This is a genomic window from Armatimonadota bacterium (assembly GCA_017993055.1).
Taxonomy (GTDB): domain Bacteria; phylum Armatimonadota; class UBA5829; order DTJY01; family DTJY01; genus JAGONM01.
In genome coordinates this window covers 2,173-27,188 of record JAGONM010000030.1, presented here as the reverse complement: position 1 = coordinate 27,188, position 25,016 = coordinate 2,173, and the positions used below count along the sequence as shown (strand labels likewise).

The 25,016-nt window shown below is 64.1% G+C and carries 20 protein-coding genes and 1 riboswitch; of the genes, 9 read left to right on the top strand and 11 right to left on the bottom strand.

The genetic code is table 11. The features are described from left to right. The first annotated feature begins 2 nt into the window (after positions 1-2). The 3 genes from KBC96_11490 to KBC96_11480 all read left to right on the top strand — a co-directional run bounded on the left by KBC96_11490 (position 3) and on the right by KBC96_11480 (position 8,117). On the top strand, positions 3-2,429 hold the full coding sequence (locus tag KBC96_11490; protein ID MBP6965019.1) for a phosphodiester glycosidase family protein: 2,427 nt from the start codon (positions 3-5) through the stop codon (positions 2,427-2,429). A gap of 278 nt (positions 2,430-2,707) precedes the next feature. Next, the gene (locus KBC96_11485) at positions 2,708-4,906 is read left to right on the top strand and encodes a type IIA DNA topoisomerase subunit B (GenBank protein MBP6965018.1); all 2,199 of its coding nucleotides are present in this window, start codon (positions 2,708-2,710) and stop codon (positions 4,904-4,906) included. A 28-nt stretch (positions 4,907-4,934) separates the two neighbouring features. Next, the gene (locus KBC96_11480; protein MBP6965017.1) at positions 4,935-8,117 is read left to right on the top strand and encodes a family 78 glycoside hydrolase catalytic domain; all 3,183 of its coding nucleotides are present in this window, start codon (positions 4,935-4,937) and stop codon (positions 8,115-8,117) included. A 39-nt stretch (positions 8,118-8,156) separates the two neighbouring features. Here KBC96_11480 and KBC96_11475 read toward each other — a convergent pair whose 3' ends face one another. From KBC96_11475 to KBC96_11425, 11 genes are all read right to left on the bottom strand, one after another. Beyond that, positions 8,157-9,626: a transglutaminase domain-containing protein gene (locus tag KBC96_11475; protein ID MBP6965016.1), complete on the bottom strand. Its 1,470-nt coding sequence runs from the start codon at positions 9,624-9,626 to the stop codon at positions 8,157-8,159. Positions 9,627-9,870: 244 nt separating this feature from the next. After that, entirely contained in the window at positions 9,871-10,284 is a 414-nt protein-coding gene (locus tag KBC96_11470) for a F0F1 ATP synthase subunit epsilon (protein ID MBP6965015.1), read from the bottom strand. Positions 10,285-10,424: 140 nt separating this feature from the next. Further along, positions 10,425-11,828: a F0F1 ATP synthase subunit beta gene (atpD, locus tag KBC96_11465; GenBank protein MBP6965014.1), complete on the bottom strand. Its 1,404-nt coding sequence runs from the start codon at positions 11,826-11,828 to the stop codon at positions 10,425-10,427. Positions 11,829-11,971: 143 nt separating this feature from the next. Beyond that, entirely contained in the window at positions 11,972-12,889 is a 918-nt protein-coding gene (gene atpG / locus KBC96_11460) for an ATP synthase F1 subunit gamma (GenBank protein MBP6965013.1), read from the bottom strand. 24 nt (positions 12,890-12,913) lie between these two features. Continuing rightward, a complete protein-coding gene (gene atpA, locus KBC96_11455; protein ID MBP6965012.1) occupies positions 12,914-14,440 on the bottom strand; it encodes a F0F1 ATP synthase subunit alpha in 1,527 nt (508 codons plus the stop codon). A 172-nt stretch (positions 14,441-14,612) separates the two neighbouring features. Continuing rightward, positions 14,613-15,158, bottom strand: coding sequence for an ATP synthase F1 subunit delta (gene atpH / locus KBC96_11450; protein ID MBP6965011.1), 546 nt, complete (start codon positions 15,156-15,158; stop codon positions 14,613-14,615). Further along, complete coding sequence (gene atpF, locus KBC96_11445; protein MBP6965010.1) at positions 15,155-15,664, bottom strand: F0F1 ATP synthase subunit B; 510 nt, start codon at positions 15,662-15,664, stop codon at positions 15,155-15,157. Before atpF ends, atpH begins: the two co-directional genes overlap by 4 nt. Positions 15,665-15,831: 167 nt before the next feature. Beyond that, positions 15,832-16,098: an ATP synthase F0 subunit C gene (atpE, locus tag KBC96_11440; GenBank protein ID MBP6965009.1), complete on the bottom strand. Its 267-nt coding sequence runs from the start codon at positions 16,096-16,098 to the stop codon at positions 15,832-15,834. Positions 16,099-16,113: 15 nt separating this feature from the next. Then, on the bottom strand, positions 16,114-16,794 hold the full coding sequence (gene atpB, locus KBC96_11435) for a F0F1 ATP synthase subunit A (protein ID MBP6965008.1): 681 nt from the start codon (positions 16,792-16,794) through the stop codon (positions 16,114-16,116). 1 nt (position 16,795) lies between these two features. Then, positions 16,796-17,212, bottom strand: coding sequence for a hypothetical protein (locus tag KBC96_11430; GenBank protein ID MBP6965007.1), 417 nt, complete (start codon positions 17,210-17,212; stop codon positions 16,796-16,798). Further along, positions 17,212-17,430, bottom strand: a complete 219-nt coding sequence (locus KBC96_11425; protein ID MBP6965006.1) for an AtpZ/AtpI family protein — start codon at positions 17,428-17,430, stop codon at positions 17,212-17,214. Before KBC96_11425 ends, KBC96_11430 begins: the two co-directional genes overlap by 1 nt. Positions 17,431-18,277: 847 nt before the next feature. Further along, positions 18,278-18,362, top strand: a riboswitch (cyclic di-GMP riboswitch). A gap of 67 nt (positions 18,363-18,429) precedes the next feature. Here KBC96_11425 and KBC96_11420 point away from each other — a divergent pair. The 6 genes from KBC96_11420 (at position 18,430) to KBC96_11395 (ending at position 24,810) form a co-directional block, all read left to right on the top strand. Further along, positions 18,430-18,735 carry a flagellar biosynthesis anti-sigma factor FlgM gene (locus tag KBC96_11420; protein ID MBP6965005.1) on the top strand — a complete coding sequence of 102 codons (306 nt, stop codon included), beginning with the start codon at positions 18,430-18,432 and terminating at the stop codon, positions 18,733-18,735. A 211-nt stretch (positions 18,736-18,946) separates the two neighbouring features. Then, positions 18,947-19,810: a ParB/RepB/Spo0J family partition protein gene (locus KBC96_11415; protein ID MBP6965004.1), complete on the top strand. Its 864-nt coding sequence runs from the start codon at positions 18,947-18,949 to the stop codon at positions 19,808-19,810. Positions 19,811-19,871: 61 nt separating this feature from the next. Next, the gene (locus KBC96_11410; GenBank protein ID MBP6965003.1) at positions 19,872-20,426 is read left to right on the top strand and encodes a helix-turn-helix domain-containing protein; all 555 of its coding nucleotides are present in this window, start codon (positions 19,872-19,874) and stop codon (positions 20,424-20,426) included. Between the two features lie 81 nt (positions 20,427-20,507). Continuing rightward, a complete protein-coding gene (locus tag KBC96_11405) occupies positions 20,508-21,755 on the top strand; it encodes a glucuronate isomerase (GenBank protein MBP6965002.1) in 1,248 nt (415 codons plus the stop codon). Positions 21,756-21,982: 227 nt separating this feature from the next. Then, positions 21,983-23,221, top strand: a complete 1,239-nt coding sequence (locus tag KBC96_11400; GenBank protein MBP6965001.1) for a hypothetical protein — start codon at positions 21,983-21,985, stop codon at positions 23,219-23,221. Positions 23,222-23,505: 284 nt separating this feature from the next. Further along, positions 23,506-24,810 carry a sulfatase gene (locus tag KBC96_11395; GenBank protein MBP6965000.1) on the top strand — a complete coding sequence of 435 codons (1,305 nt, stop codon included), beginning with the start codon at positions 23,506-23,508 and terminating at the stop codon, positions 24,808-24,810. Positions 24,811-25,016: the final 206 nt, after the last annotated feature.

Here is a 25,016-nt window from a genome sequence, read left to right as displayed (position 1 = left end):
CCGTGAAACTGACCAGAATCATCGTTCTCGCGGGGCTGATCGGCCCGCTCCTCGCGGCGCCGGCATCGGCGGCCGTGATCGCCCCCGGGGTTGAGTACACCGTATACAACCTGCCGCACCCGAATGTGGCGTACGTCGTGAAGATGGATCTCTCCTACCCGGAGTACAAGCTCAAGCTCGGGTTCCCCCAGAAGAAGCGGAACTACACGTCCCGAGAGGTCGTCACGACGATCGCTGGCCGGTACGACTCCCCGCCGTCGCACGACGTCCTTGCGGCCGTGAACGGCAGTTTCTTCGGCACGGGCATAGACGTGACCGGCATCCTGGTGAACTCCAACGGCTACATCCAGCTTGCGAGCGGCTCGTGGGAAACATATATGTTCACCGACGCCCGCTGGTCGCGCATCGAGCGGAACATGAGCTCGAGCGGCAACAAGGTCACATTCGCCAACGGCTCGACCCTGGCGGTGGACAAGATTGACTACGCCCGCGCCGACGAGCAGCTCGTGTGCTACACGGTTGACTGGGACACCTACACTCGCACGACCACGGAGGGCACCGAGGTAGTCCTCGCCAACGTCTCTTACCCGATGCGGCCCGACAAGGAAGTCGCCGGGACCGTGACTGCCGTCCGCACGGGCGCCCAGTCGCTGAGCAACGCGATCCCGGCCGGCGGGCTGGTGCTCTCGGCGCACGGGGCGAAGGCGGCGGCGCTCGCGGCGAACGTCTCGGTCGGAGACCGGGTGCGCGTCTTCCTCGACATCAACTCGAACATGTACAACAACGCCCGCTTCGGCATCACCGGCGCGGGATGGATACTCGCGAACGGCGCGGCGAACACCTCGACCTGGAGCAACTGGTCGGACTCGTTCAAGGCGCGCAACCCGCGGACGCTCATCGGCTGGAACGCGACTCACCTGTTCCTCGTGGCGGTTGACGGCAGATCGGCTGTCAGCGTCGGGATGACATTCCAGGAGATGGCGGACTTCATGCTCAGCATCGGGGCGACCGACGCGATCAACCTCGACGGCGGCGGCTCGACGACGATGGTCGTTGACGGCACGGTGAGGAATGTACCGTCGGACGGCTCGCAGAGGGCGGTCGGCAACGCGGTTCTGCTCGTCAAGCAGGACACGGCTTCGACCCTCCCGCTGCAGGACAGCTTCCCGTCGTCCGGGCGCGTTCTGCCGTGGGACGACAAGTTCTGCTACAACGCCGTCTCCGCCTTCTCGCCGACCGCACCCGGAGGCGACGGGTACGCCATCACCGTGAAGGACCCCTCAGGCGGCGCCGAGGTCGTGCACGTCGGCGATCTCGCGGACAGGGACTACGCCGTCGAGGCGGACGTCTACTGCCAGTACCGATCGGACGTCTCGGCGAACGGGTACGAGAGGTACGGCATAATCGCGCGCGACAACGGCAACTTCGCATTCACGCTGACCTCGTTCGGCGGGGGCAACTGCTACCTGATGACCTACGACACGAACAACGGCCGCGTCCGCGCGGGGAAGGTCGTCAACGGCGCGCTGACCGACTTCCTGGCGAGCGCGCCTCTCTACTATACGTCGTCGGCCTGGCGGAAGATGCGGATCGAGTGCGTCGGCCGGAACATCCGCTACTACCTCGGGGGGAATCTGATCGCCAACGTTCTCGATTCGAGCTTCTCGAACGGCTTCGCGGGGATCGGCTTCCACGAGTTCTTCACCACCAACTCCAACATGCTCGGCACGCGCGCGGACAACTTCAGGGTCACGGCCGTGCCCGCCGCGCCGACGGTTTCGCAGGTCAAGGAGAGCCAGATCGGCGCGACGGTCTACCTGCAGGACGCGACGGTGACAGCCGCGTTCTCCGGCGCCTCGATGTTCTACGTCAGGGACGGCTCGATGGGGATCGGCGTTCTGAGGAACTCCGCCGTGCCCGCGATGCCGGCGGTCGGCGGAAGGATCGCGATCATCGGGCAGACGGCCTATGCCCCGGCGCCATACGACAAGGAGGTAGTCATCGTGCCGGCGCAGGTGATGTCGCTCGGCGGGACAGGGAATGCCTCCCCGGCGGCGATGAACAACCGCGCGTCCGGCGGAGGTCCGTTCGGCCGGCAGCCGGGGGTCGCTGACGACGTGACGCTCGATCCTCCGTTGATGTCGGCCAACCTGAACGGCATCGGGTCGCTGGTGACTGTCTGGGGGAGGAAGACCTCGGGCGGCGGGCCGGGCCAGCGGGTCTGCTGGATAGACGACGGCTCCGCCCTGAACGACGGCTCCGCGCGGGGGATCAAGGTGGACTTCTCCGAGGTCGGCGCGGACCTTCCGGCGAGCGCGTCGGGGCACTACAGGGTCACCGGAATCATGCGCTGCGGGACGTCCGCCGGCCCGGAGGCGCTCCCCGTGCGCGTCCTCTGGCCCCGCGCGGCGGCGGACATCTCGCCCTGAAAAGGAAACGGGCCGCCCCGATCTCTCGGAGCAGCCCGCGACGGAGGTAAGTAAGGGACACGCCTGATTCTATTGTCGGCGACCTGTCAGGCTTACTTAACCGCACAAATACCGGGTTTTCCCGCGATTTCGCCCCCGCCGATCCCCATTGACCGCTCTCGGAGGCATTGACCCGCGACCTCGAACTCTGCTATAATCTCTTCAGTTGATGCCGCCCGCCGAAAGAGCTTCCCGCGCGCCCGGCGGCCGCTCGCGGACCAAGGAGAATCTGACCCCGTATGGCTGCTGACGATCAGGAACCGAATATCAATCCCGAGAACGACGACGTCAAGTACGACGCCGACCAGTTGACCGTCCTGAAGGGCCTGGAGGCCGTGCGCCTGAGGCCTGCCATGTACATCGGGTCAACCGGCCCGAGGGGCCTCCATCATCTCTTCTATGAAGTCGTTGACAACTCCATAGACGAGGTGTTGGCCGGCTACGCGACCGAGATCAACTGCACCCTTCACAAGGACAACAGCCTCTCCGTGCGCGACAACGGGCGCGGCATCCCGGTGGACATCCACTCCGAGCAGGGCGTATCCGGCGTCGAGGTCGCGATGACGATCCTCCACGCGGGCGGCAAGTTCGGCGACGGCGGGTACAAGGTCTCCGGCGGCCTGCACGGGGTCGGCGTGTCAGCGGTGAACGCCCTCGCCGAGTGGTGCCACGTCGAGGTGTGCCGCGACGGGGCGTGCTGGGAGCAGGACTATGAGCGCGGAGAACCGAAGGCGCCGCTGAAGAAGATCGGCAAGGCGAAGAACACCGGCACGTACACCCGGTGGCTCGCAGACCACGAGATTTTCGGCGAGATCGTGTACCACCAGGAACTTCTGGTCCAGAGGATACGCGAGCTTGCCTACCTCAACAAGGAAGTCAGGATCACCTTCACCCTCGAGGAGACCGGCGAGACCCAGGAGTTCCAGTACAAGACGGGCATCGCCGCGTTCGTGGAGCATCTGAACCGCAACAAGGACCCGATCCACAAGGTCGTCTACTTCTCCCGCCAGCGCGAGGACAACGACGTCGAGATAGCCCTCCAGTACAACGACGGCTACCAGGAGAACATCCTCTCGTTCGCCAACAACATCAACACGACCGAGGGCGGCGTCCACCTATCCGGCTTCAAGACCGCGCTGACCCGCGTGATAAACAACTACGGGCGCAAGAGCGGGATGCTCAAGGAGAAGGACAGCAACTTCATGGGCGACGACGTCCGCGAAGGCCTGACCGCGGTCATCTCCGTCAAGCTGCTCAACCCTCAGTTCGAGGGGCAGACGAAGACGAAGCTGGGGAACAGCGAGCTCGAAGGCATCGTGAACTCGATCGTCGGCGAGGGCCTCGGCGAGTTCCTCGAAGAGAACCCGGCGATCGCAAAGCGCATCCTGGACAAGGCGCTCACGGCGTGCCGCGCGCGCGAGGCCGCCCGGAAGGCCGCCGACCTCGTCAAGAGGCAGAGCGCGCTCGAGAACTCGTCGCTGCCGGGCAAGCTGGCGGACTGCTCGGAGCGCGACGCGTCGAAGTGCGAGATCTACCTCGTAGAGGGCGACTCCGCGGGCGGCTCGGCGAAGCAGGGCCGCGACCGGCGCTACCAGGCCGTGCTCCCGCTCAGGGGCAAGATCCTGAACGTAGAGAAGGCGCGGCTCGACAAGGCGCTCGAGAACGCGGAGATCAGGGCGCTCATCACCGCTCTCGGCACGGGCATCGCCAAGGGCGCGATGTCGGAGAACGACGAGGACGAGGACACCGCCGGGCTGTTCGATGCGGTCGGCGAAGAGGAGACCGCGGTCGAGCCCGGTGACGCCGCCGGCGCCGAGGACGATGCGGAGATCGAGGCCGGGGACGACGGCGATGACGAAGAGGCCGATGCCGAGACCGAGGCGGACGTCCACGTCGGCAACGGGAAAAACGGGAACGGCAAGAACGGTAAGAACGGCAACGGGAACGGCAAGGACAGCGGGTACAAGTTCGACCTGAGCAAGCTCCGGTACGATCGGGTCATAATCATGACCGACGCCGACGTTGACGGCGACCACATCTGCACGCTGCTGCTGACGTTCTTCTTCCGCTACATGAGGCCGCTCGTCGAGACCGGCCACATATACATCGCACGGCCGCCGCTCTACCGCGTCAGCGCGGGCAAGGACCAGCAGTTCTACGCGCGGACGGACAAGGAACTCGACGAGATACTCAAGGGCATCAAGGTCAAGAAGGACATCAAGGTCCAGCGCTTCAAGGGTCTCGGCGAGATGAACGCCGACCAGCTATTCGACACTACGATGAACCCGGAGCACCGGACGATCGCGCAGGTGGCGATGGAGGACGCGATCCTGGCGGACGAGGTTTTCACGTGCCTGATGGGCGACAAGGTCGAGCCGCGCAGGGAGTTCATCGAGGCCCACGCGAAGGAAGTCGCGGACGTGGACTGGCATTACTAACCCACCCTGTTCCTCTTTGACACCCCCTATGCATGAAGGCGTCAGCGTTCGAGACCTGAAGTGCGAGTACCTGGTCAATCCCCTGGGCGTTGATGTCGCGCATCCTCGCCTTAGCTGGACCCTCGAGTCCGCCGAACGGGGCGTGGTCCAGACCGCCTTTCAGATACTGGTATCGGGAAGCGAGGATGCCCTAGCTCGCGGCGAAGGCGATCTCTGGGACAGCGGCAGGATCGAGTCCGACCGGTCCATCCACGTCGCGTATGCGGGCAACCCCCTGAAATCCGGCCTCAGGTGCTTCTGGAAGGTCCGGGTCTGGGACGGCCGCGGAGACCCCTCCGGGTGGAGCGCCCCTGCCTCATGGACGATGGGCCTTCTCGACGCAGCGGACTGGAAGGCCTCGTGGATCGGCCTCGACGGCGGCGAGAACCCCGACTGCCTGGCCGATGCACGGTGGATATGGTCCCCCGACGAATCCGCGCAGGTCGCGGAGACCTCCGGCAAGACCCGCTGCTTCCGACGAACCGTTGAAATAGCCAACGTGAGCGAGATAAGCGGTGCCCGCCTCACGATCGGCGCGCAGAGCAAGTTCTCGGTCTCAGTCAACGGCGAGCAGGTCGCGGAATGGGCGCGGACGATCTTCGCACCGCTCTCCGAGGTGGACGTCGAGAGATACCTGAAGCCCGGAACGAATACCGTCGCGGTGGCGGCTTCAGTGAGCGACGATGCGGATCGTCCGTCAGGACTCATCTGCGCGCTGACCGCCGAGTTCGACTCCGGCGAGCCGCTGGCGATCACCTCCGACGCGAACTGGAGAGCTTGGCCGAGCGAGACCGACGGGTGGGAAGAACAGGGATTCGACGACTCCGGCTGGCTGAGCGCCCAGGAGCTCGGCAGGAACGGCACACCCCCGTTTCCGACGGTCCCCGGGGACGACTACCGCCGGCTGCCCGCGCGCATGCTCCGCCGGGAGTTCGATGCGCGCGGAGCGGTAAGGCGCGCCACGGCCTATATGTGCGGACTCGGGCTCTCCGAGTTGTATGTCAACGGCGCCAGGATCGGCGATCACGTCCTCTCGCCGGGCCTCACCGACTACAACAAGCGCGCGCTCTACGTTACGTACGACGTCACGGAGAACCTCCGGGCCGGCGTCAACGCACTCGGGGTTATCCTGGGCAACGGAAGATACTTCGCGCCGCGCCGCAGCGCGCCCACGAACACGGTCAACTACGGCTATCCCAAGCTCCTCCTGCAGTTGGAGATCGAGTATCACGACGGCTCGACCGAGACCGTCCTGAGCGACGAGTCGTGGAAGCTGACCGACGAGGGCCCTATCCGCGCGAACAGCGAGTACGACGGCGAGATCTACGACGCTCGCAGGGAGATGGACGGCTGGAGCGAGCCGGGTTTCCGGGACTCGGACTGGCAGGCCGCCGCGATGGTTGATGCGCCGGCGGGCGCGCTGAGTTCCGAGATGTCCGAGCCGATCCGGGTGATGGACACGCTGCGCCCCATAGCGATCACCAGTCCCAGGCCCGGGGTCCACATCTTCGACATGGGGCAGAACATGGTCGGGTGGTGCCGCCTGCGGGTCGAGGGGCCGGCGGGAACCAGGGTCTGCATGAAGCATTCCGAGACGCTCAGGCCCGACGGCACGCTCTACCTCGACAACCTCCGATCGGCAAAAGTCACCGACGTCTACACCCTGAAAGGCGGAGGCGTCGAGGCCTATGAACCGAGGTTCACGTATCACGGCTTCAGGTACGTCGAGGTAACGGGGTTCCCGGGCGCTCCCGATCTCTCCGCGATCGAGGGGTTAGTAGTGCACGATGCCCTGGAGAGAACAGGCGAGTTCTCGTGCTCGCACCCTCTCCTCAACCGGATCTACCGCAACATCTACTGGGGAGTTAGAGGGAACTACCGAAGCATTCCCACGGACTGCCCGCAGAGAGACGAGCGTCAGGGCTGGTTCGGAGATCGGGCGCAGGTGTCGAAGGGCGAGATGTACATGTTCGACACCGCCGCGCTCTACGCGAAGTGGATCAGGGACATGGAAGACTCCCAGCACGCGGACGGCAGCCTCCCGGATCTCGCGCCCGCTTACTGGCCTTTCTACACGAACAGCGTCACCTTTCCGACCGCCGCGCTCGTCATTCCGGGGCATCTCTACCATGTGTACGGCGATCTTAGAATACTGGAGACCCACTACGCCTGCATGAGAGCTTGGGTCGAAAAGACGATCCCGAACCTGGCCGACTTCATACTGCCCGACGATACGTACGGGGATTGGTGCGTGCCGCCCGAATCGCCGGAGATGATCCACGCGGCTGATCCGAACCGCGTGACCGACCGGAGACTGGTCTCAACAGCCTACTTCTACCAAGACCTCCGCCTGATCGCCCGCTACGCTCTGCTCCTGGGCAGGACCGACGACGCAACCGCATACAGCGATCTGGCCGACCGCATGAAGACGGCGTTCAACGCCAGGTTCTTCGATCCCGCGGCCGGCGTCTACGACAATGGCACTCAGACATCGAGCGTCCTCCCGCTGGCGTACGGCCTGGTCCCGGACGATCAGAAAGAGCGGGTCGTCGCCAACCTGGTCGAGAACATACTGGTCAAGAGCGACTGCCACATCGGCACGGGCATGATCGGATGCCAGTGGCTCATGCGGGTGCTGTCGGACAACGGGAGGCCTGATGTCGCCTACAAGCTGGCCGTGCAGACGAGCTACCCGAGTTGGGGTTACATGGTGGAGCAGGGAGCGACGACCGTCTGGGAACTGTGGAACGGAGACCGGGGCGACCCCTTGATGAACTCCGGCAACCATGTGATGCAGATCGGGGACCTCCTCACGTGGCTGCACGAGTATGTCGCCGGCATAGCTCCGGACGAGGACTGCCCGGGGTTCAAGCACACGATCATGCGCCCCCGGGCCGGCTGCCTGACTTCAGCGAAGGCACATCACGAGTCCATGTACGGCAGGATCGCGAGCGACTGGAGCATCAAGGACGGGACCTTCGAGTGGCGCGTCGAGGTGCCGCCGAATACGACGGCCACGGTACATGTCCCCTCAGATGACCACGAGAGCATCCTCGAGAGCGGCAGGCCCGTGGAAGACGCTGTTGGCGTGGAGTTCCTGCGGACGGAGGACGGCCGGGCGGTCTTGAGAGTGGGATCGGGCCGGTACGTGTTCTCGGCGCGGTCGGGATGACCTCACCGATCCGAGACCTTATCAGGTGCGGGCCGCAGTCTAGTCGGCCTGGATGACTTCCGCCTTGAGCGCCCCCATCGTCTTCACCATGTCGAACATCGAGGTCGCCTCGCCCTCCGCGAGCTTGATGTGCGTCGCGTCCACGAAGTCCGTCGTCAGCGTCGCGTCTAGCGGCACCCATTCGCCCACGAAGCTCTCCGCCCACGCGTGGTAGTAGAACCGCCCCTCGAAGTAGACCAGGCCGGAGACCATCTTGGTCGGGATGCCGGCGGCCCTCGCGAGCGCCGCATAGAGCACCGCGTAGTCCCGGCAGACGCCCGTCTTCCCGTGAAGCACGTCCACCGCCGAGCGCATGATCCCGATGTCCGCCTTGGACTTCATGTTGATGTTGACCCACGCGCGGATCATCCCGGCGGCCAGGTAGGCGTTCGTCTCGTCGCCGACGATCGCCTTCGCCTTCGCCTTGATCTCCTCGTTGCCGGACTGGATGTACGGCGTCGCCTTCAGGTACTCTGCGAGCTTCCTGTCCTTTATCGGGCGGTTGGGCGCCTTGTCGAGGTCGAAGTCCGTCGCCGCGATCTTGAACTCGCCGACCGGAGGCTCGCCCGGCGTGTAGGTCGCCTGCTGGCGTTTGTCGGAGATGGCGAGTTTCTCGTCCGCCAGTCCCACCAGCCGGATAGTCATGTCCCTGACGTACCTGGGGCTGATGATCTCCCGGTCGGTCGGCGCGGAGGTGGCGACGGCCAGATCCTCCGGCGGCAGGTAGGAATTGTCGAACTTGAGGGCCTTCTCGCGCGGCTCGCGGATCATGTTCAGCCCCAGGATCGCGGACACCTTGAGGACTCCGCCTTTCTCGTCGAGCCAGCACTTCATCTCGCCGAGCGAGGTCATGTTGCGGAGCAGGAGCGCTTCGTGCGAGACGCCGTCTACCTCGATCGTCTCCTTCCGCACCACTTCCGTGAAGACGTCCTCCAGCGCGAGAGCGGCCGGGTTGAAATACTCGTATGCGAACTTCTCGCCGATCTCGAGCCGGCGCGTCGCGGGGAGGAACATCAGGTCGCCGACCAGCGTGCTTCCCTCCGGGATCGGGATGATCTTGTTCGTCTTGGTGCCCTCGGAGTAGACGGTAGCGACGATTCTCTCCGCCTCAAATGCGGCCTCGATCTTCGTCACGGAGCCGCCGGAGCGCATCTCGAAGGTCTCGGCCAGAGGCTGGAACTGCTCGTTCAGGTGAATCCGCGTCAGAAGCTCCTGCTCGACCATCATCCCGAGGGCGAGGATGCGCGTGAAGATCCTGCTGTCGCATCGGTAGCCGGGTTTCTCCTTGTACGTCTCCTTGTCGGCGAGGAGTTGGACGTAGCCGATCTTCGACTCGCCGCGGTAGATGCCGAGCCAGGTGTCGCTGGGGAAATCCTGCGCGGAAACGGGAATGCTCAGACCGATGACGCCGGATAGTCCCATGATCAGTGTGATGCCGAGGATCCGAAAAGTCTTCGCGGATGCAGGCATGTCGTACCTCCGATTTCGGTAGTGACTTTGCGCTCAAGCATAGATACGTTTCTCGCGGGCGAATGTTCGGCTTCCGCCGCCGTTCGGTCGGACAATGCGCCACGATGAGCGGCCGCCCGGTCACCCTGAACCGCCGCCCCATCACCCTGAACTCGATTCAGGGTCCATCCGCCTTCTGGATGCTGAACCGAGTTCAGCATGACAGCGTTGAGGCGCGCCTGTCCGTGGATGGAGAGACGGCCTCCTAGTGCCCGCGCGCCACGTGCATGCGGTTGACGGCCCGTTTCATGGCCGCTTCGGCTCGCGCCAGATCGAGGTCTTCGGCCTCCAGGGTCGAGAGACGCTGCCGAGCGCGGTCCGCGGCCTCCCTGGCGCGCTCGACGTCTATCTCCTCTTCCTTCTCGGCGGTGTCCGCCAGTATGCGGACCGTGTTCGCGGCGACCTCCATGAACCCGCCGGAGACCGCCATGCGGTGCAGCGACCCGTCCGCATCGCGGATGTCCACCTCGCCGATGGTGAGTTCGACCATGAGCGGGGCGTGGTTCGCCAGGATGCCGAGCGATCCCTGCGCGCCGGGCGCGATCACGGAAACGGCGTCCTGCTGAAGGACTATCCGCTCCGGCGTGACTATCTCGAGTTTGAACGTCTTATCAGGCATGGTCTTCTCGCGCCGCTCCTAACCTCCCCCACCCCCTCCTTGATAAGGAGGGGAGCCTCGCAGGCTGTCCCCTTGCCGGCCGTGCTGTCCTCCTTATCAAGGGCGACCGGCCTCCGGGCCGAGGGGGTTCCGGCTACCACCTACACCGCCGCCTTCATCTGCTCCGCCTTCTCGACGGCCTCCTCGATTGCCCCGACCATGTAGAACGCCTGCTCCGGCAGATCGTCGTGCTTGCCCTCGACGACCTCCCTGAAGCTGCGGATGGTATCCTTGAGCGGCACGTACCGCCCCTCGATGCCGGTGAACTGCTCCGCGACGAAGTTCGGCTGGGAGAGGAAGAGCTGTATCTTGCGCGCGCGGGCGACGACCAGCTTGTCCTCATCGGAAAGCTCGTCTATGCCCAGGATCGCGATGATGTCCTGAAGCTCGCGGTACCTCTGAAGGGTCGTCTGCACCTGCCGCGCGACGTCATAGTGCTCTTCGCCGACGACGCGCGGGTCGAGGATGCGCGATGTCGAGACGAGCGGGTCAACCGCCGGGTAGATGCCCATCTCGACGATGCGGCGCTCCAGGTATGTCGTCGCGTCGAGGTGGGAGAAGGTCGTCGCCGGCGCGGGGTCCGTCGGGTCGTCCGCCGGAACGTATATCGCCTGGATCGAGGTGATCGAACCCTTGACGGTGGATGTGATCCGCTCCTGGAGGGCGCCCATCTCGGTCCCGAGGGTCGGCTGATACCCTACTGCGGAGGGCATCCTTCCCAGGAGGGCCGATACCTCGGAGCCGGCCTGGACGAACCGGAAGATGTTGTCAATGAAGAGCAGGACGTCCTGCCCCTGCTCGTCCCGGAAGTACTCCGCCATGCAGAGCGCCGATAGCGCAACCCTGAGGCGAGCGCCGGGCGGCTCGTTCATCTGGCCGAACACCATGGTCGTCTTGGCGATGACTCCGCTCTCGTTCATCTCGAGCCATAGGTCGTTGCCCTCGCGGGTGCGCTCCCCCACCCCGGCGAACACCGAGACGCCGCCGTGCTCCGTGGCGATGTTGCGGATCATCTCCTGGATGAGGACGGTCTTCCCGACGCCGGCGCCTCCGAAGAGCCCGATCTTGCCGCCCTTCGAGTACGGGCAGAGCAGGTCTATGACCTTGAGGCCGGTCTCGAGCTGTTCCTGGCTGGTGCTCTGCTCCTCGAGCGGCGGCGAGGGCCGGTGTATCGGGTAGCGCTGCTTGACTTCGACGGGGCCGCGGTTGTCAATCGTCTCGCCGAGGAGGTTGAACATCCGCCCGAGGGTCTCGTTCCCCACGGGGACGGTGATCGGGCCGCCCGTGTCAACGGCCTTCATGCCGCGCACGAGGCCGTCCGTGCCGGCCATCGCGATACACCGAACGACGTCGTTGCCGAGCATCTGGGCGACCTCAGTCGTGAGGTCTATGCCCCTGTCCTCGTCAACGATCTTGACCGCATTGAGTATCCCGGGCAGCGCGTCCGCCGGGAACCTGCAGTCCACGACGGGCCCGACTACCTCGACTATGTGTCCTTCTGCCATGTCTTCCTCCATCAGGTTGCGGACTGCGGATTGCAGCCGCCACCCTGAACTCACGCCGTCACCCTCAACTCGATTCAGGGTCCACCCGGGCCTGGATGCTGAATCAACTTCAGCATGACGCCTCCCGGGTTACTCGCCATCCATCACTTCAGCGCTTCCGCGCCGCTGACGATCTCTATCAGTTCCCTCGTGATCGCGGCCTGGCGCGCCCGGTTGTAGTCGAGCGTCAGGCGCTCGATCATCTCGTGCGCGTTGTCGGTCGCAGTGCTCATCGCGGTCATGCGGGCGCCGTGCTCGCTCGCGAGCGCCTCGAGCATCGCGCGGTACACGGCCACATCCGCGTACCTGGGCAGCAGGTCTCCGAGCAGAACCGCCGGCTCCGGCTCGAAGATATATCCGACATCCGCCGCGGAGTTCTCAGCGGGCACGTCGGCCCGGCCCATCAGCGCGGCCAGCGTGCCGGCCTGATGCATGACTCCGGGCGGCTCGACCGGCAGGAACTGCTCGTCGGTCACCCGCTGGCTGATCGCGCTGTGGAATCGCGTGTACACCATGCGCGCGAGGTCAATCTCTCCCGCCTCGAACATGGACCGCATCAGCCGGCTGATCTGCCTGGCGTCGTTGATGTCTATCTCGGACGAGGGCATCTGGTAGTCGGCGGCGACGTTGTAGCCCTGTTTCGACAAGACCGCCCTGCCCTTCTTGCCCAGGGCGATGATCTTCACATTCTCCCTGCCGTGCGGCGCGGCGATCTCCATCACCTTGCGGATGACGTTCGTGTTGTAGCTGCCCGCCATGCCCCGGTCGGACGTGATGACCAGTATCCCCAGGTTGACAGGCTCTCGAACTTCGAGGAGCGGGTGGCTGACCTCGGCGTCACGGCTTGCGAGCGCGAGGTGGCCCATGACGAGCGCCATCTCCTCGGCGTAAGGCCGCGCCGCCTTCGCGCGAGACTCCGCCTTCTGGAGGCGCGCCGCCGCCACCATCTTGAGCGCCTTGGTTATCTCCTGTATGTTCCGGACGGTGCGTATCCTCCGCCGGACGTCGCGCATTGTAGCCATGAGAACCTCGATACCGGATACCGGTCACTGCCCGCCGGCATCCCGCATCCTCCCCCTGAACTCCTCTATCGCCTTCTTGAGCTTGCCTTCGGTCTCTTCACTGAGGGCGCCTGTGTTCTTGATGTCGCGGCCCAGCTCGGGATGATCGCTGTTGACGAACCGCAGGAACTCGCGCTCGAACTCCGCCACCCGCGCAACCGGTATACCGTCGAGGTAGCCGGAATTGCCGACGTAGAGCGCCATCACCTGCTGTTCGACGGGCATCGGCTCGAACTGCGGCTGCTTGAGCGCCTCCGTGATCCGCGACCCCCGCGTCAACTGCGACTGTGTAGCCTTGTCCAGATCAGTCGCGAACTGCGCGAAGGCGAGCACCTCGCGGTACCGTGCCAGGTCAATCCTCAGCCTCCCCGCGACCTGCTTCATCGCCTTGATCTGCGCGTTGCCCCCCACCCTGGACACGGAGACGCCGACGTTGATCGCAGGCCGGACGCCCGCGTAGAACAGGTCGGTCTCTAGGAAGATCTGCCCGTCGGTGATCGAGATGACGTTCGTGGGGATGTACGCAGAGATGTCGCCGGCCTGCGTCTCGATGACCGGGATCGCGGTGAGCGAACCGCCGCCGAGTTCGTCGTTGAGCTTCGCCGCGCGCTCGAGCAGCCTCGCGTGCAGGTAGAAGACGTCGCCCGGATATGCCTCGCGGCCGGGAGGACGCCTGAGCAGCAGGGAGACCTGGCGGTAGGCCTGGGCGTGCTTCGAGAGGTCATCGTAGAAGACGACTGCGTGCCCGCCCGTGTCGCGCAGTTCCTCGCCCATCGCGCACCCGGCGTAAGGAGCCAGGTACTGGAGCGAAGCGGGATCGCTGGCCGTCGCGCTGACGATGGTCGTGTACTCCATCGCGCCATGGTCCTCGAGCGTCTTGACGACCTGCGCTATGGTGGAAAGCTTCTGCCCGACGGCGACGTAGATGCAGTGGACGCCTGCATCCTTCTGATTGATGATGGTGTCGAGTATGATGGCGGTCTTGCCGGTCTGCCGATCCCCGATGATCAGCTCTCTCTGCCCGCGCCCTATGGGGATCATGCTGTCAATCGCCTTGAGGCCGGTCTGCAGCGGCTCCTTGACGGGCTGGCGCTCGACGACTCCCGGTGCGCGCGCCTCGATGTTGCGAAACTTGTCCGTCACTATCGGGCCCTTGCCGTCGAGCGGCTGTCCCAGCGAATTGACGACCCGCCCGCTCAGCGCGCCGCCGACGGGCACGGATACGATCCGGCCGGTGCGCTTTGCGGTGTCGCCCTCCTTGATCTCGACGTCCGAGCCGAGGATGATGCAGCCGACGTTGTCCTCCTCGAGGTTGAATACCATCCCGAACACGCCGCTCGAGAACTCGATCAGTTCGCCGGCCATCGCGTCGCGGAGACCGTAGAGGCGCGCGATGCCGTCGCCGACCTCCAATACGGTCCCGACCCCGACTTCCTGCAGCTCATTCTCGTATGACGAGAGCTCGCGCTCGATTATGGATGTGACCTCTTCAGGCCTCAGCTTGTTTGACATGACTTCTCACTCCGATTCCTGAGTCCGCTCGTTCTTCGTCCTGAGCCCCCGCGCGTCATCCTGAGCCCCGGAACTTCATCCTGAACCCTGGGACGTCATCCTGAACTTGATTCAGGATCCATGGATGCCGGATCGAGTCCGGCATGACGGCGACGCGGGCGCGCTCCGCCCCCTACCCCAGCATCTTCTCTCTCAGCGACGCGAGATACCCGCGCACGCTTCCGTCAACCACCGTGTCGCCGATCCGCACGGCGACGCCCCCGATGATATCCGGGTCCACCCGGACGACCAGCTCGGTCTGCTTGCCCGTGAACCCGTCCAGACCCGCCTTGAGCGCCGCGATCTGATCTTCCTCGAGCGGAACGGCGCTGGTGACGGACACCGAGACCAGCCCGCGGTGCTCGTTCGCCAGGCGGACGTACTCCTGCTCGACATCGGGCAGAACCGCCTCACGGCGCTTCTCGACGACCAGGAGGAGAAACCTCAGTGTGACATCCTGGACTCTGCCGCCGAAGACCTCTGAGACGATTGCCTTCTTGCGCGCCGGCGGGATCAGCGGATGATTGAGCGCCTCGGCCAGGCGCGGCATCGTCTGCAGCGAATGACCGATCAGCCCGAGATCGCTCTCCACATTGTCTATGACGTCTATGCCATCGGCGCTTTTCGCGACGCCGAAGAGCGCTCCTGCATACCTACGGGCCAGGGTCGTCATCCTCATGGCTTCGCGCTCCCGAGTTTGTCTATGAAGTCATTGACAAGCCGGCGGTGCCTGTCCTCGTCGAGCGACTCGCCGATGATCTTCCCGGCGGCCGCCAGGGAGATGTCCACGGTCTGCGCGCGCATCTCGGCGAGGATCTTCTGACGCTCTCGCGCGAGATCTTCCTCCCCCCGCCGGAGAGTCTCCTCCGCGCGGGCGCGCGCCTCCGCGATCATCTCGTCCTTGACGGACTGAGCCTCCGCAACCGCCGCCTGAATCCTGGCGCGGTCCTCGGCCTGTATCTCGGCCAGGCGCGCCTCGACTTCGGCCCTGATCCGCTCGGCCTGCCCGCGTTCCTCGGCGGCCTTGTCATAGGCGGCCTTGAGCTCGGCCTCGCGGGCCTTGAGCAGGGCCATCACGGGCTTGAACAGGTACTTGGCGAGCAGAATCCAGAGAAGGATAAAGCCCGTGACCTGAGCCGCCATGATCCTCGGCTCGATATGCAACGCATGCAGCAGATCCTGCATAGACGAACCTCCGTATCCGCGCGAAGCCCCGCCGGGAAAACTCGAAGCTCGAAACAGATCACAGATCGGAGAAAGGCAAGCTCCAAAACGGCACAGCTGTTTGCCGTCTTGCCCCTGTCCGTCATTCGGTATTGTTTCGAATGTCGTGCTTCGAGTCTGGCGGCCTACTAGCGCATCAGAACCCTCAGCACCGATTCCGTCTCGGGCAGTCTCTGCGAAAGCAGGTAGAAGACCACGAACGAGAATATCACCAGAGACTCGATGAACGCGAGGCTGAGGATCATCGCGGTCTGCAGCTTCCCGGCGGCCTCGGGCTGGCGGGCCATACCCTCCAGCGCCGAACTGGCGGCCTTCCCCTGCCCCAGCGCGGCCGACAAAACGGCGATGGGAAGGCCTAGACCGGCGGCAATGGCCAGTGCAGCAAAGTAGATCATGAGCGTTTCTCCCTTCTAGTGTCCATGCTCCTCGTCGGAGATGGCTATGGCTATGTATATGGCAGTCAGCAGCGCGAACACCAGCGCCTGCACGAAGGATATGAATACGGCGAACACCAGCATCGGGAACTGAGTCGGGATCGCCAGCAGGTACGGCACGAACACGAACGTCATCCCGGCGAAGACTACGAGGATGATCTCCTTGCCAAACACGTTGCCGTAGAGCCTGACCGCTAGAGATATCGGCCGCGCGATCTCGCCGATGATGTGGATAGGAAGCATCAGGGGCGCGAGCCACAGCGGCTCGCCCGCGAGGTGCTTCAGGTACTTGAACGCCCCGACCCTCCGGACGCCGTAGTAGTTGTACATGACGAACACCACGACGGCGATCGCGAGGGTGAAGCTCAGGTTGCTAGTCGGCGAGTGCATGCCGGGCACGAGGCCGATCAGGTTCATCGCGAGTATGTATATGAAAACGGTGCCGATGAGCGGCGTGTATTTCTCACCCTCCGGCCCTATGATGCCGACGGTGAAGTTGTTCAGCGCGGAGACGACCAGTTCCAGCAGGTTCTGCGCCCTCGAAGGCTCGTGCAAGTCGAGCCGCCGCGTCGCCAGCACCGCCAGGACGACCAGTACCAGCGCGATGCCGCACGACGTGATGAGCAGTATGCCCGTGCTTACGGTCTCTTCTTCCACTTCAGCTTTCCGCGCCTTCTTCTCGAGCGAGACCGGCGCGGGCTCCCCTCCGCGCCCCGAGCCGCCCCGCGAACACCGTTCCTGCCACGATTCCGACCTGCACCAGCACGACTCCGCCGCACAGCGCGAGCAGGTCTATCCTCTCCCACCCGGCGAGCGCGATGAGAGCCGCGCCCAGCAGTGGACATTTCACCAGACCGAGCTTCCAGAGCGCGCGCATCGGCTTCCTCGCACCCGGTACGAAGGCCCGCCTCACGACCAGATCCAATCCCCCGAGCAGGCCGAGAGCGATCGCCGCGCCGAACGTGAGGCTGAGCGCGATCCACGGCCGCCCAATCGCGAGACAGACCACCGCCGCCCCGGCCCACGCGAGGACCGCCGATTTGTAGACTCCCCGCATCGAATCCCGATCGTCCATCAGTCCCCCGACAGGCCCTTGACCATGCGGTACATCTCGATAAACCCGGCGGCGGCGCCGATGAACGTGAAGATCAGCGTCAGCCACGGGTAAGTGCCGAACACCCGGTCGAGCCACCGCCCGAGCAGGAGGCCGATCAGGACGGAGACGACGATCACGATCCCGACCGCGCTGGCGGTGCCGAGATCCTTCATATAACGCCTGTCGTCATCGCGCATGGCGGCCTCACCATCGGTCAGCCGGAAAACAACAGCGCCCACACCTGTGAGCGCCGGTCAACCTCACTGCAGCGGATGAAAACGATTGCATTTGCGCGCTCGTTCGCGGAAACTATACCACACAGCCGCGAAGAACGTCAACGGCGGAGAGGCCCCGGGGGGGCAGAACCCCCTCGGCCCGGAGGCCGGTCCACCTTGGCAAGGGGGACAGCGGAAGAGCTCCCCTCCTTGACAAGGAGGGGGTCGGGAGAGGTTCCGCAGGCCGGGGGGGCAGAACCCCTCGGCCCGGAGGCCGGTTCCCCTTTTCAGGGGGGACTGCGGAAGAGCTCCCCTCCTTGACAAGGAGGGGGTCGGGGGAGGTTCCGCAGGCCGGGGGGGGCAGAACCCCCTCGGCCCGGAGGCCGGTCCCCCTTGGCAAGGCGGACTGCGGACTCGTCACCCTGAACTCGATTCAGGGTCCATGCGGCGGGGGAGTGCATACCGGTAGCTACCACAGTCACGTAGGACGCCCCACAGCCCGATAATCATGGCGTCGGTGTAGGGTGCGTTTGAGTTCAGTGGGCGGAGACCGTCTCTCGTTATGCTTTCCAGATAAACCGACTCGAGACTGGACGGTTGGGGCCTGTTAACCCTGGCAGACCGCCCAGCCGATCTCTTCGAGTGGCCGCTCCGGCGGCATATCGAGAGGCTAACCCACTCCGCGGAAGCGCACCCGCCGGTGGAAGATCCATTGACAATCGGACGGCGAACTGCTACATTGGTGGAGGCGAGAAAATCCTCAAAGTTTTTTCGTCCGGCCCTAAAGATCGGTGAACGCCCGCCGATAATGGAACTGACAGCACGAATAGATCGAAAAAGGCAAACTCTTCGAAAGGAGAGGACGCAAAGCCGAGGGTCTAAGCCCGAGAGGGTATGACAGCCTGGCTGCCGTCTTCAGAAGCCTTGGGAGAGTCGGCCTTTTTTGTTTGCCGACCGTCCCGGGCAGAGAGGGGCGGATAAATGCAGATTTCAGCATCCGAAGTAGCCAGGCTTCTCGCGAAGCAGCAGGTCAAGACTCGCAAGACAGGCGAGCCCGACCTGAAGTTCAAGGAGATCACGCTCGACGAGCTTCCCGAGTCGAAGGTAGTCGAACCGACCGCGGCCGAGATAAAGATGGTCGCGAAGGTCGTGGACGCGGCGCCGGACGTCCGCGAGGAAGTCGTGATGAAGCTCAAGGAGCGCGTCGAGAAGGGCGACTACAAGGTCAGCGGCGAGGAGATCGCCGACATGATGGTCCGCCGGATGCAGGCGGACAGCATAAAGTAAGCTGACCGCTCGAGAAACCCAGATTCGTTCGGGGCCGTTCCGCGTCTCATGCGGGGCGGCCCCTTGTCTATGACGTGTCCGCCTCGTCGGGGCGCCCCACCCTGCCCCGCATTCGCGCCCGCGGCGGATGAAGGAAATCCCCACCCGTCCGCCGAACCTGCCTCTGAGCCCGCACCGGTGTCAATGGCGTCATAGACAGCCCGAGGGATAAATGGACACAGAAACCGTTCGAGATGAGACGGAGGACGAGACTCCCCAGCCCGTGCAGATACTGTCCGTCGTTGACCTGAACCTCGACAGGATACGCCTTAACCCGAATCAGCCGCGCAAGTCCTTCGACGACGACAAGCTCGACGAACTGGCCGAGTCCATCCGGCAGAACGGCATCCTCCAGCCGGTTCTCGTGAGGCCGGTGGACGGCGAATCGTTCGAGCTGGTAGCCGGTGAGCGGCGGTTCCGCGCGGCGGTGCAGGCCGGCCTGCGGAGCATCCCGGCGGTTTCGCGCGTCCTGAACGACCGCGAGACGCTTGAACTCGCTCTCGTCGAGAACCTCCAGCGCGAGGACATAAGCCCCCTCGAATGCGCGGAGGCCTACCGGCGGCTGCTCGACGAGTTCGGCCTGACGCAGGACCAGGTGGCCGAGCGCGTCGGGAAGAGCCGCTCCGCAGTGGCGAACACCCTGCGCCTCCTGAACCTGCCCCTCCCGATCATGGAGAGCCTGGAGCGCGATGAGATAACCGAGGGCCACGCGCGGGCCTTGCTCTCGATAACCGACCCCGACCTGCAGCTGGATGCGTGGGAGCGGATCGTGAAACAGGGGCTCAGCGTACGCGAGGCCGAGCGGCTGTCACGCGTGTCAGGCCCTTCAAGGATGTCAAAGACAGGCGGCGTTTCACGTGAAACGCGTCATAGACGTCCGGACCCGAACCTCGCGGACGTCGAGGAAAAACTGCGCCGCTACCTGGGGACGAAGGTTTCGATATCGCGCCGCGGCGACAAGGGCAGCATAGACATCGAGTTCTACGACGACGAAGATCTGATGCGCATCATTGACCTGCTGGCATTCGGGTGCTGAATCGTCGGACACATCCGGCCTGCGGACGGCCGCGACACACTATGACAAGGTGGACACAGGCATGAGTGACATCGTATACGATCTGCCGATCAGAGAAGTGGCGGAGATGCTCGACAAGAGCGACCGCCAGGTGCGCCGATACGTCAAGGAGAAGAAGCTGCCTGCCCGGGCCGTCAGGATCGAGGGCCATGTGAGGCTGATGTTCAACTCGGACGACGTGCGGGCGTTCAGGCAGCGCTTCAACGAGGAAGGAATCCTCACCTCGGAGGAAATGTCACCCGAGGAAGGCGTCATCATTGACGCCCAACTGATCGATCGGCCGCGCGAGGGGAGCGAATCGGAGGACGAGACCGTCATTGACGCCTATGACGTACCGGACTCCGGCGCCGTCAAGTATGTCATAGACGTGTTGAAGGAACAGATCAGCGAGCTGAGGGATGAGAACCGGCGACTGCACCGCGAGGTCGAGGAACGCGCCGGGCTGATAGGCTTCTGGCAGGGCAGGGCGGAGATTCTGCAGGAAGAGGTGAAGGCCCTGATGCCGATCCCCAAGCCCGAAGACGAGAAGATGCCCTGGTATCGGCGGGTATTCGGTCGGCGGCGCGGTGACGGCTAGGACACGCGGGACATGACATAGACGCCAACGACGGCATGGACAACCATGACGGGGTGGTGCGCTGAACGAGGGTAGGCAAACATGCGTTCTGATTCTAGGGACATCCGGCGGATGGTCAAGGATGCCGTCGCCGGGGCGAAGGTCACGGACCTGCACACGCATCTGTACTCGCCGGAGTTCGGGCCGCTGATGCTCTGGGGGATTGACGAGACGCTCACGTACCATTACCTCATCGCGGAGGCGTTCCGGCGGCTCGACATGCCGTATGACGACTTCTGGGAGCTCGGGAAGCAGGATCAGGCCGACCTGATTTGGCGCGTCCTCTTCCTGGCGCATTCGCCGATCAGCGAGGCGTGCCGGGGCGTGCTCACCATGCTCCAGGGCCTCGGGCTCGACGCCTCCGTCCGCGATCTGAACGCCCACCGGGAGTTCTTCCACCGACAAAATCCAGTCAAGCATGTCAATCATGTCTTAGACATCGCCGGGGTCGAGTCGGTGGTGATGACCAACGACCCGTTAGACGATACGGAGCGTCCGCTGTGGCTCGGCGGCGTCAAAGTCAACCCGCGCTTCAAGGCCGCGCTCCGGGTAGACGTCATGCTCAACCTCTGGGGGACCGCCTGCCCGAAGCTGGCGGGGTGGGGGTATGACGTCCGGGCCGACCTGAGCGGCAGCACGATGGGAGAGGTCCGGCGGTTCCTCGCGGAGTGGATCGAGCGGATGGACGCCCTCTACATGGCGGTCTCGCTCCCGCCGGATTTCGACTACCCGCAGGAGACGACCCGCGGGCGGCTGATAGACGAGTGCGTCATCCCGGTGGCGCGGGAGAAGGGCATCCCGTTTGCGCTGATGATCGGCGTCCGGCGGCAGATCAACCCGAACCTGCGCATGGCGGGCGACGGCATGAGCCTCGCGAGCGTCGAGGCCGTCGAGCGGCTATGCGACGCCAACCAGGACGTGAAGTTCATGGTCACGATGCTCGCGCGGGAGAACCAGCACGCGCTCTGCGTCGCGGCCCGGAAGCTGCGAAACCTGATGATCTTCGGATGCTGGTGGTTTCTGAACAACCCGAGCCTGATCGAGGAGATCACTCGAATGCGGCTCGAGATGCTGGGCCTGAGCGTCGTCCCGCAGCACTCGGACGCGCGGATAATGGAGCAGTTGATCTACAAGTGGAAGCATTCCCGCGAAGTCATCGGCGACGTGCTCGCGGAGAAGTACGCCGACCTGGCCGCGACGGGGTGGGGCGTCACCGAGGAGGAGATCGGGCGCGACGTGGCCGACCTCTTCGGCGGCAACTTCTGGAAGTTCATAGGGAGAGAATCGTAGGCGGACGGCCGCCGTGCCGTTCGATGGTCGTAGGACTGGAACCGCCTGGTCCTGAGTGCGTCCTCCGGGACGTGTATCGAAGGACGGTCAGATACAGCCGGAGGTTGTGTTCCAAGAACGCCCTTCGATACACGCTCCAGAGAGCGCACTCAGGGCTGACGGTGTTAGTTGCGATACCACTGAACGCGACAGCGGGCGTTCACTACAGTCTCGAAGGGAAGAAGAACATGTTCAAGATGCTCATGATCGCGGCGGCGCTGTCGTGCCTACTCGGCGCGGCGGTTGCGGGAGAGGGTGAGAGGAACGACGTGCCGACGAAGGTGACGATTGACAAGCACAATCGGTTCCTGCTGAACGGGAAGCCGTGGTTCCCGATCTTCTTCTCGCCGAAGGCCCCGCCGCTCCGGGCGAAGGACCCGTCAGGCCGCGATGCACTGGCCGTCATCCAGGAGGGTGGGGTGGACGTCTTCCGGCTGAACATGGAAGGCATCAACGACCCGACCTGCCGGCAGTATCTCGACTGGGCCGCCGAGAACCATATGTACACCTTCTTCTTCATCAAGGAGTACACCGAGTTCACCCCAAAGGCGCCGGAACGGCCGGAGATGCTGCGCCAGGTCATTGAGAAGTACAAGCGCCATCCCGCCGTCGCCTTCTGGAAGAACATAGACGAGCCGGCGTGGGGCGGGGCGGACCCAAAGGGCATGATCGAGGCGTACAAGGAGATCAAGAAGCTCGACACCGACCACCCGGTCTGGACGGCGCACGCTCCGCGAAACACGATCGAAGTCCTGAGGGAGTACTACGATGCCTGCGACATGTCGGGGCTCGATATCTACCCGATATCCGTCCCGAAGGGCAAGCACTCGCACCTACCGAACAAGGAGATAAGCGTCGTGGGCGACTACGCCCGGTGGATCAACAAGGCCGTCTACGGCAAGAAACCTTTCATCATGATCCTGCAGGTCTGCTGGAGCGGCGCGACTCCGCCGAAGAACGAGCTCGTCATGCCGACCTTCCACCAGGAGCGGTTCATGGCGTACCAGGCGATCATCAACGGATCGAGCGGGCTGTCGTTCTTCGGGATGAGCGTCGCGCTGCAGGGCAAGGATGCGGAGTACGGCTACAACTGGACCTTCTGGAATGAGGTGATGGCCCCGCTGCTGAAGGAGGTCAACCGGAACAGCGAGCTCTACCCGGCGCTTGTGAAGCCCGATTCGAATATTCCGCTGAAGGCATCCGGCGCGCCGGACGTAGAGTTCTGCGCGCGGGAGGTGGGCGACCGGCTCTACATAATGGCGTGCAAGCGCGAGGGGGCCAAGGCCGACATCACCTTCAAGGGCAAGCCGCTCACGGGCGAGATCGAGGTTCTGTACGAGAACCGCACGGTCAAGGCGAAGAACGGCTCGTTCACCGATTCCTTCGGCCCCAACGACGTGCATGTGTACAAGATACGAATCAAGTGAGCACAGAGGGGGGAGTAAACTCGAAATTCGAAGCTCGAAGCACGAAACAATAAGGCAATAACGGAAAAGGGCAGATCCGGAATCCCTTTGTGCCTTTCCCATTTCTGAATTGCCTTCTTGTTTCGAATTTCGGATTTCGTGCTTCGGATTTGCCTTCCCTCTGAACATCGCCGGGTTTCCGGCGTCTTTATCACCAATACCCTTAAGAAAAGGAGTCAACAATGACACAGAACGCGATCAGCAGACGTGATTTCCTCAGGTACGCCGGCGCGGGGCTGGCGACCATGGCGATCCCCGGCGCGCTCTCGTCGGCACTCGCGGCGGAGAAGCGACCGAACATCATCCTCATCGTCGCCGACGACCTCGGCTACGGTGAGCTCGGATGTCAGGGCGGCAAGGACATCCCGACGCCGAACATAGATTCCATCGCCAAGAACGGCACGCGGTTCACGAGCGGCTACGTCTCCTGCCCGGTGTGCAGCCCGACGCGAGCCGGAATGCTGACGGGCCGATACCAGCAGAGGTTCGGCCACGAGTTCAACCCCGGGCCTCCGGGGCAGGCCTCGACCACGTTCGGCCTCCCGCTGACCGAGACCCCGCTTCCCGCAAGGCTCAAGGCCGCCGGGTACGCGACCGGCATGGTCGGCAAGTGGCACCTCGGGTACGAGAAGGGCTACATGCCGCCCGACCGCGGGTTCGACGAGTTTTTCGGCTTCCCCGGCGGCGCGCACGCATACAATAACCCTCTGGTAGACGGGAACAACCCCATCATGCGCGGCGACAAGCCCGTGGACGAGAAGGAATACCTGACCGACGCCTTCGGGCGCGAGGCAGTCTCGTTCATCGAGAAGCACAAGGCCGGGCCGTTCTTCCTCTACCTGCCGTTCAACGCCGTCCACGCGCCGCTCCAGGCGACCGAGAAGTACGAGAGCCGCTTCTCCAAGATCGCGGACAAGAAGCGCCGGACGTTCGCCGCAATGCAGTCGGCGATGGACGACAATGTCGGCAAGGTGCTGGACTGCGTCCGCAAGAATAAGCTCGAAGAGAACACGCTGATCATCTTCATCAGCGACAACGGCGGCCCGACGAAGAGCACGACCTCGGGGAACGGCCCGCTCCGCGGCTTCAAGGGCGACACTCTCGAGGGCGGGATACGCATCCCGTACATGATGCAGTGGAAGGGCACGATTCCCGCGGGCAAGGTTGATGACAGGCCGGTTATCGCGCTCGACATCGCCCCGACCGTCTGCAGACTCGCCGAAGCGAAGACCGACGGCGCGAAGTTCGACGGCGTGGACCTGATGCCGTTCCTGACGGGCAAGTCGTCCGGAGCGCCGCACGACGCGCTCTACTGGCGGTTCGGGAAGAAGTGCGCGATCCGCGAGGGCGACTGGAAGCTGGTTGACAACGGTACCGGCAAGTGGGAGCTGTACGACCTCTCGAAGGACATCGGTGAGAGCAAGGACCTGGCGGCCGACAAACCCGCGAAGTTCAGGAAGCTGAAGGCCCGCTGGGACAAGTGGAACTCGGAACTCGTCCCGCCGCTCTGGCAGACGCAGCGCGTGAGGAAGAACAGACCGGCCAAGTAGGGGATACGCGGGGACGCGGAGACACGCGGAAGAACCGCCAGCCCTGAGTGCTCGGAGCGAAGCGGAGAGTGTATCGAAAGGCGCTCTTGGGGCACGAGGCCGTCCTTCGATACACGCGCCGGAGCGCGCACTCAGGACTAGCGGGTTTCCCTCCGGCAACTGGTCGCCGGTCACCCATCACCGTCAGCCCTGAGTGCTCGGAGCGA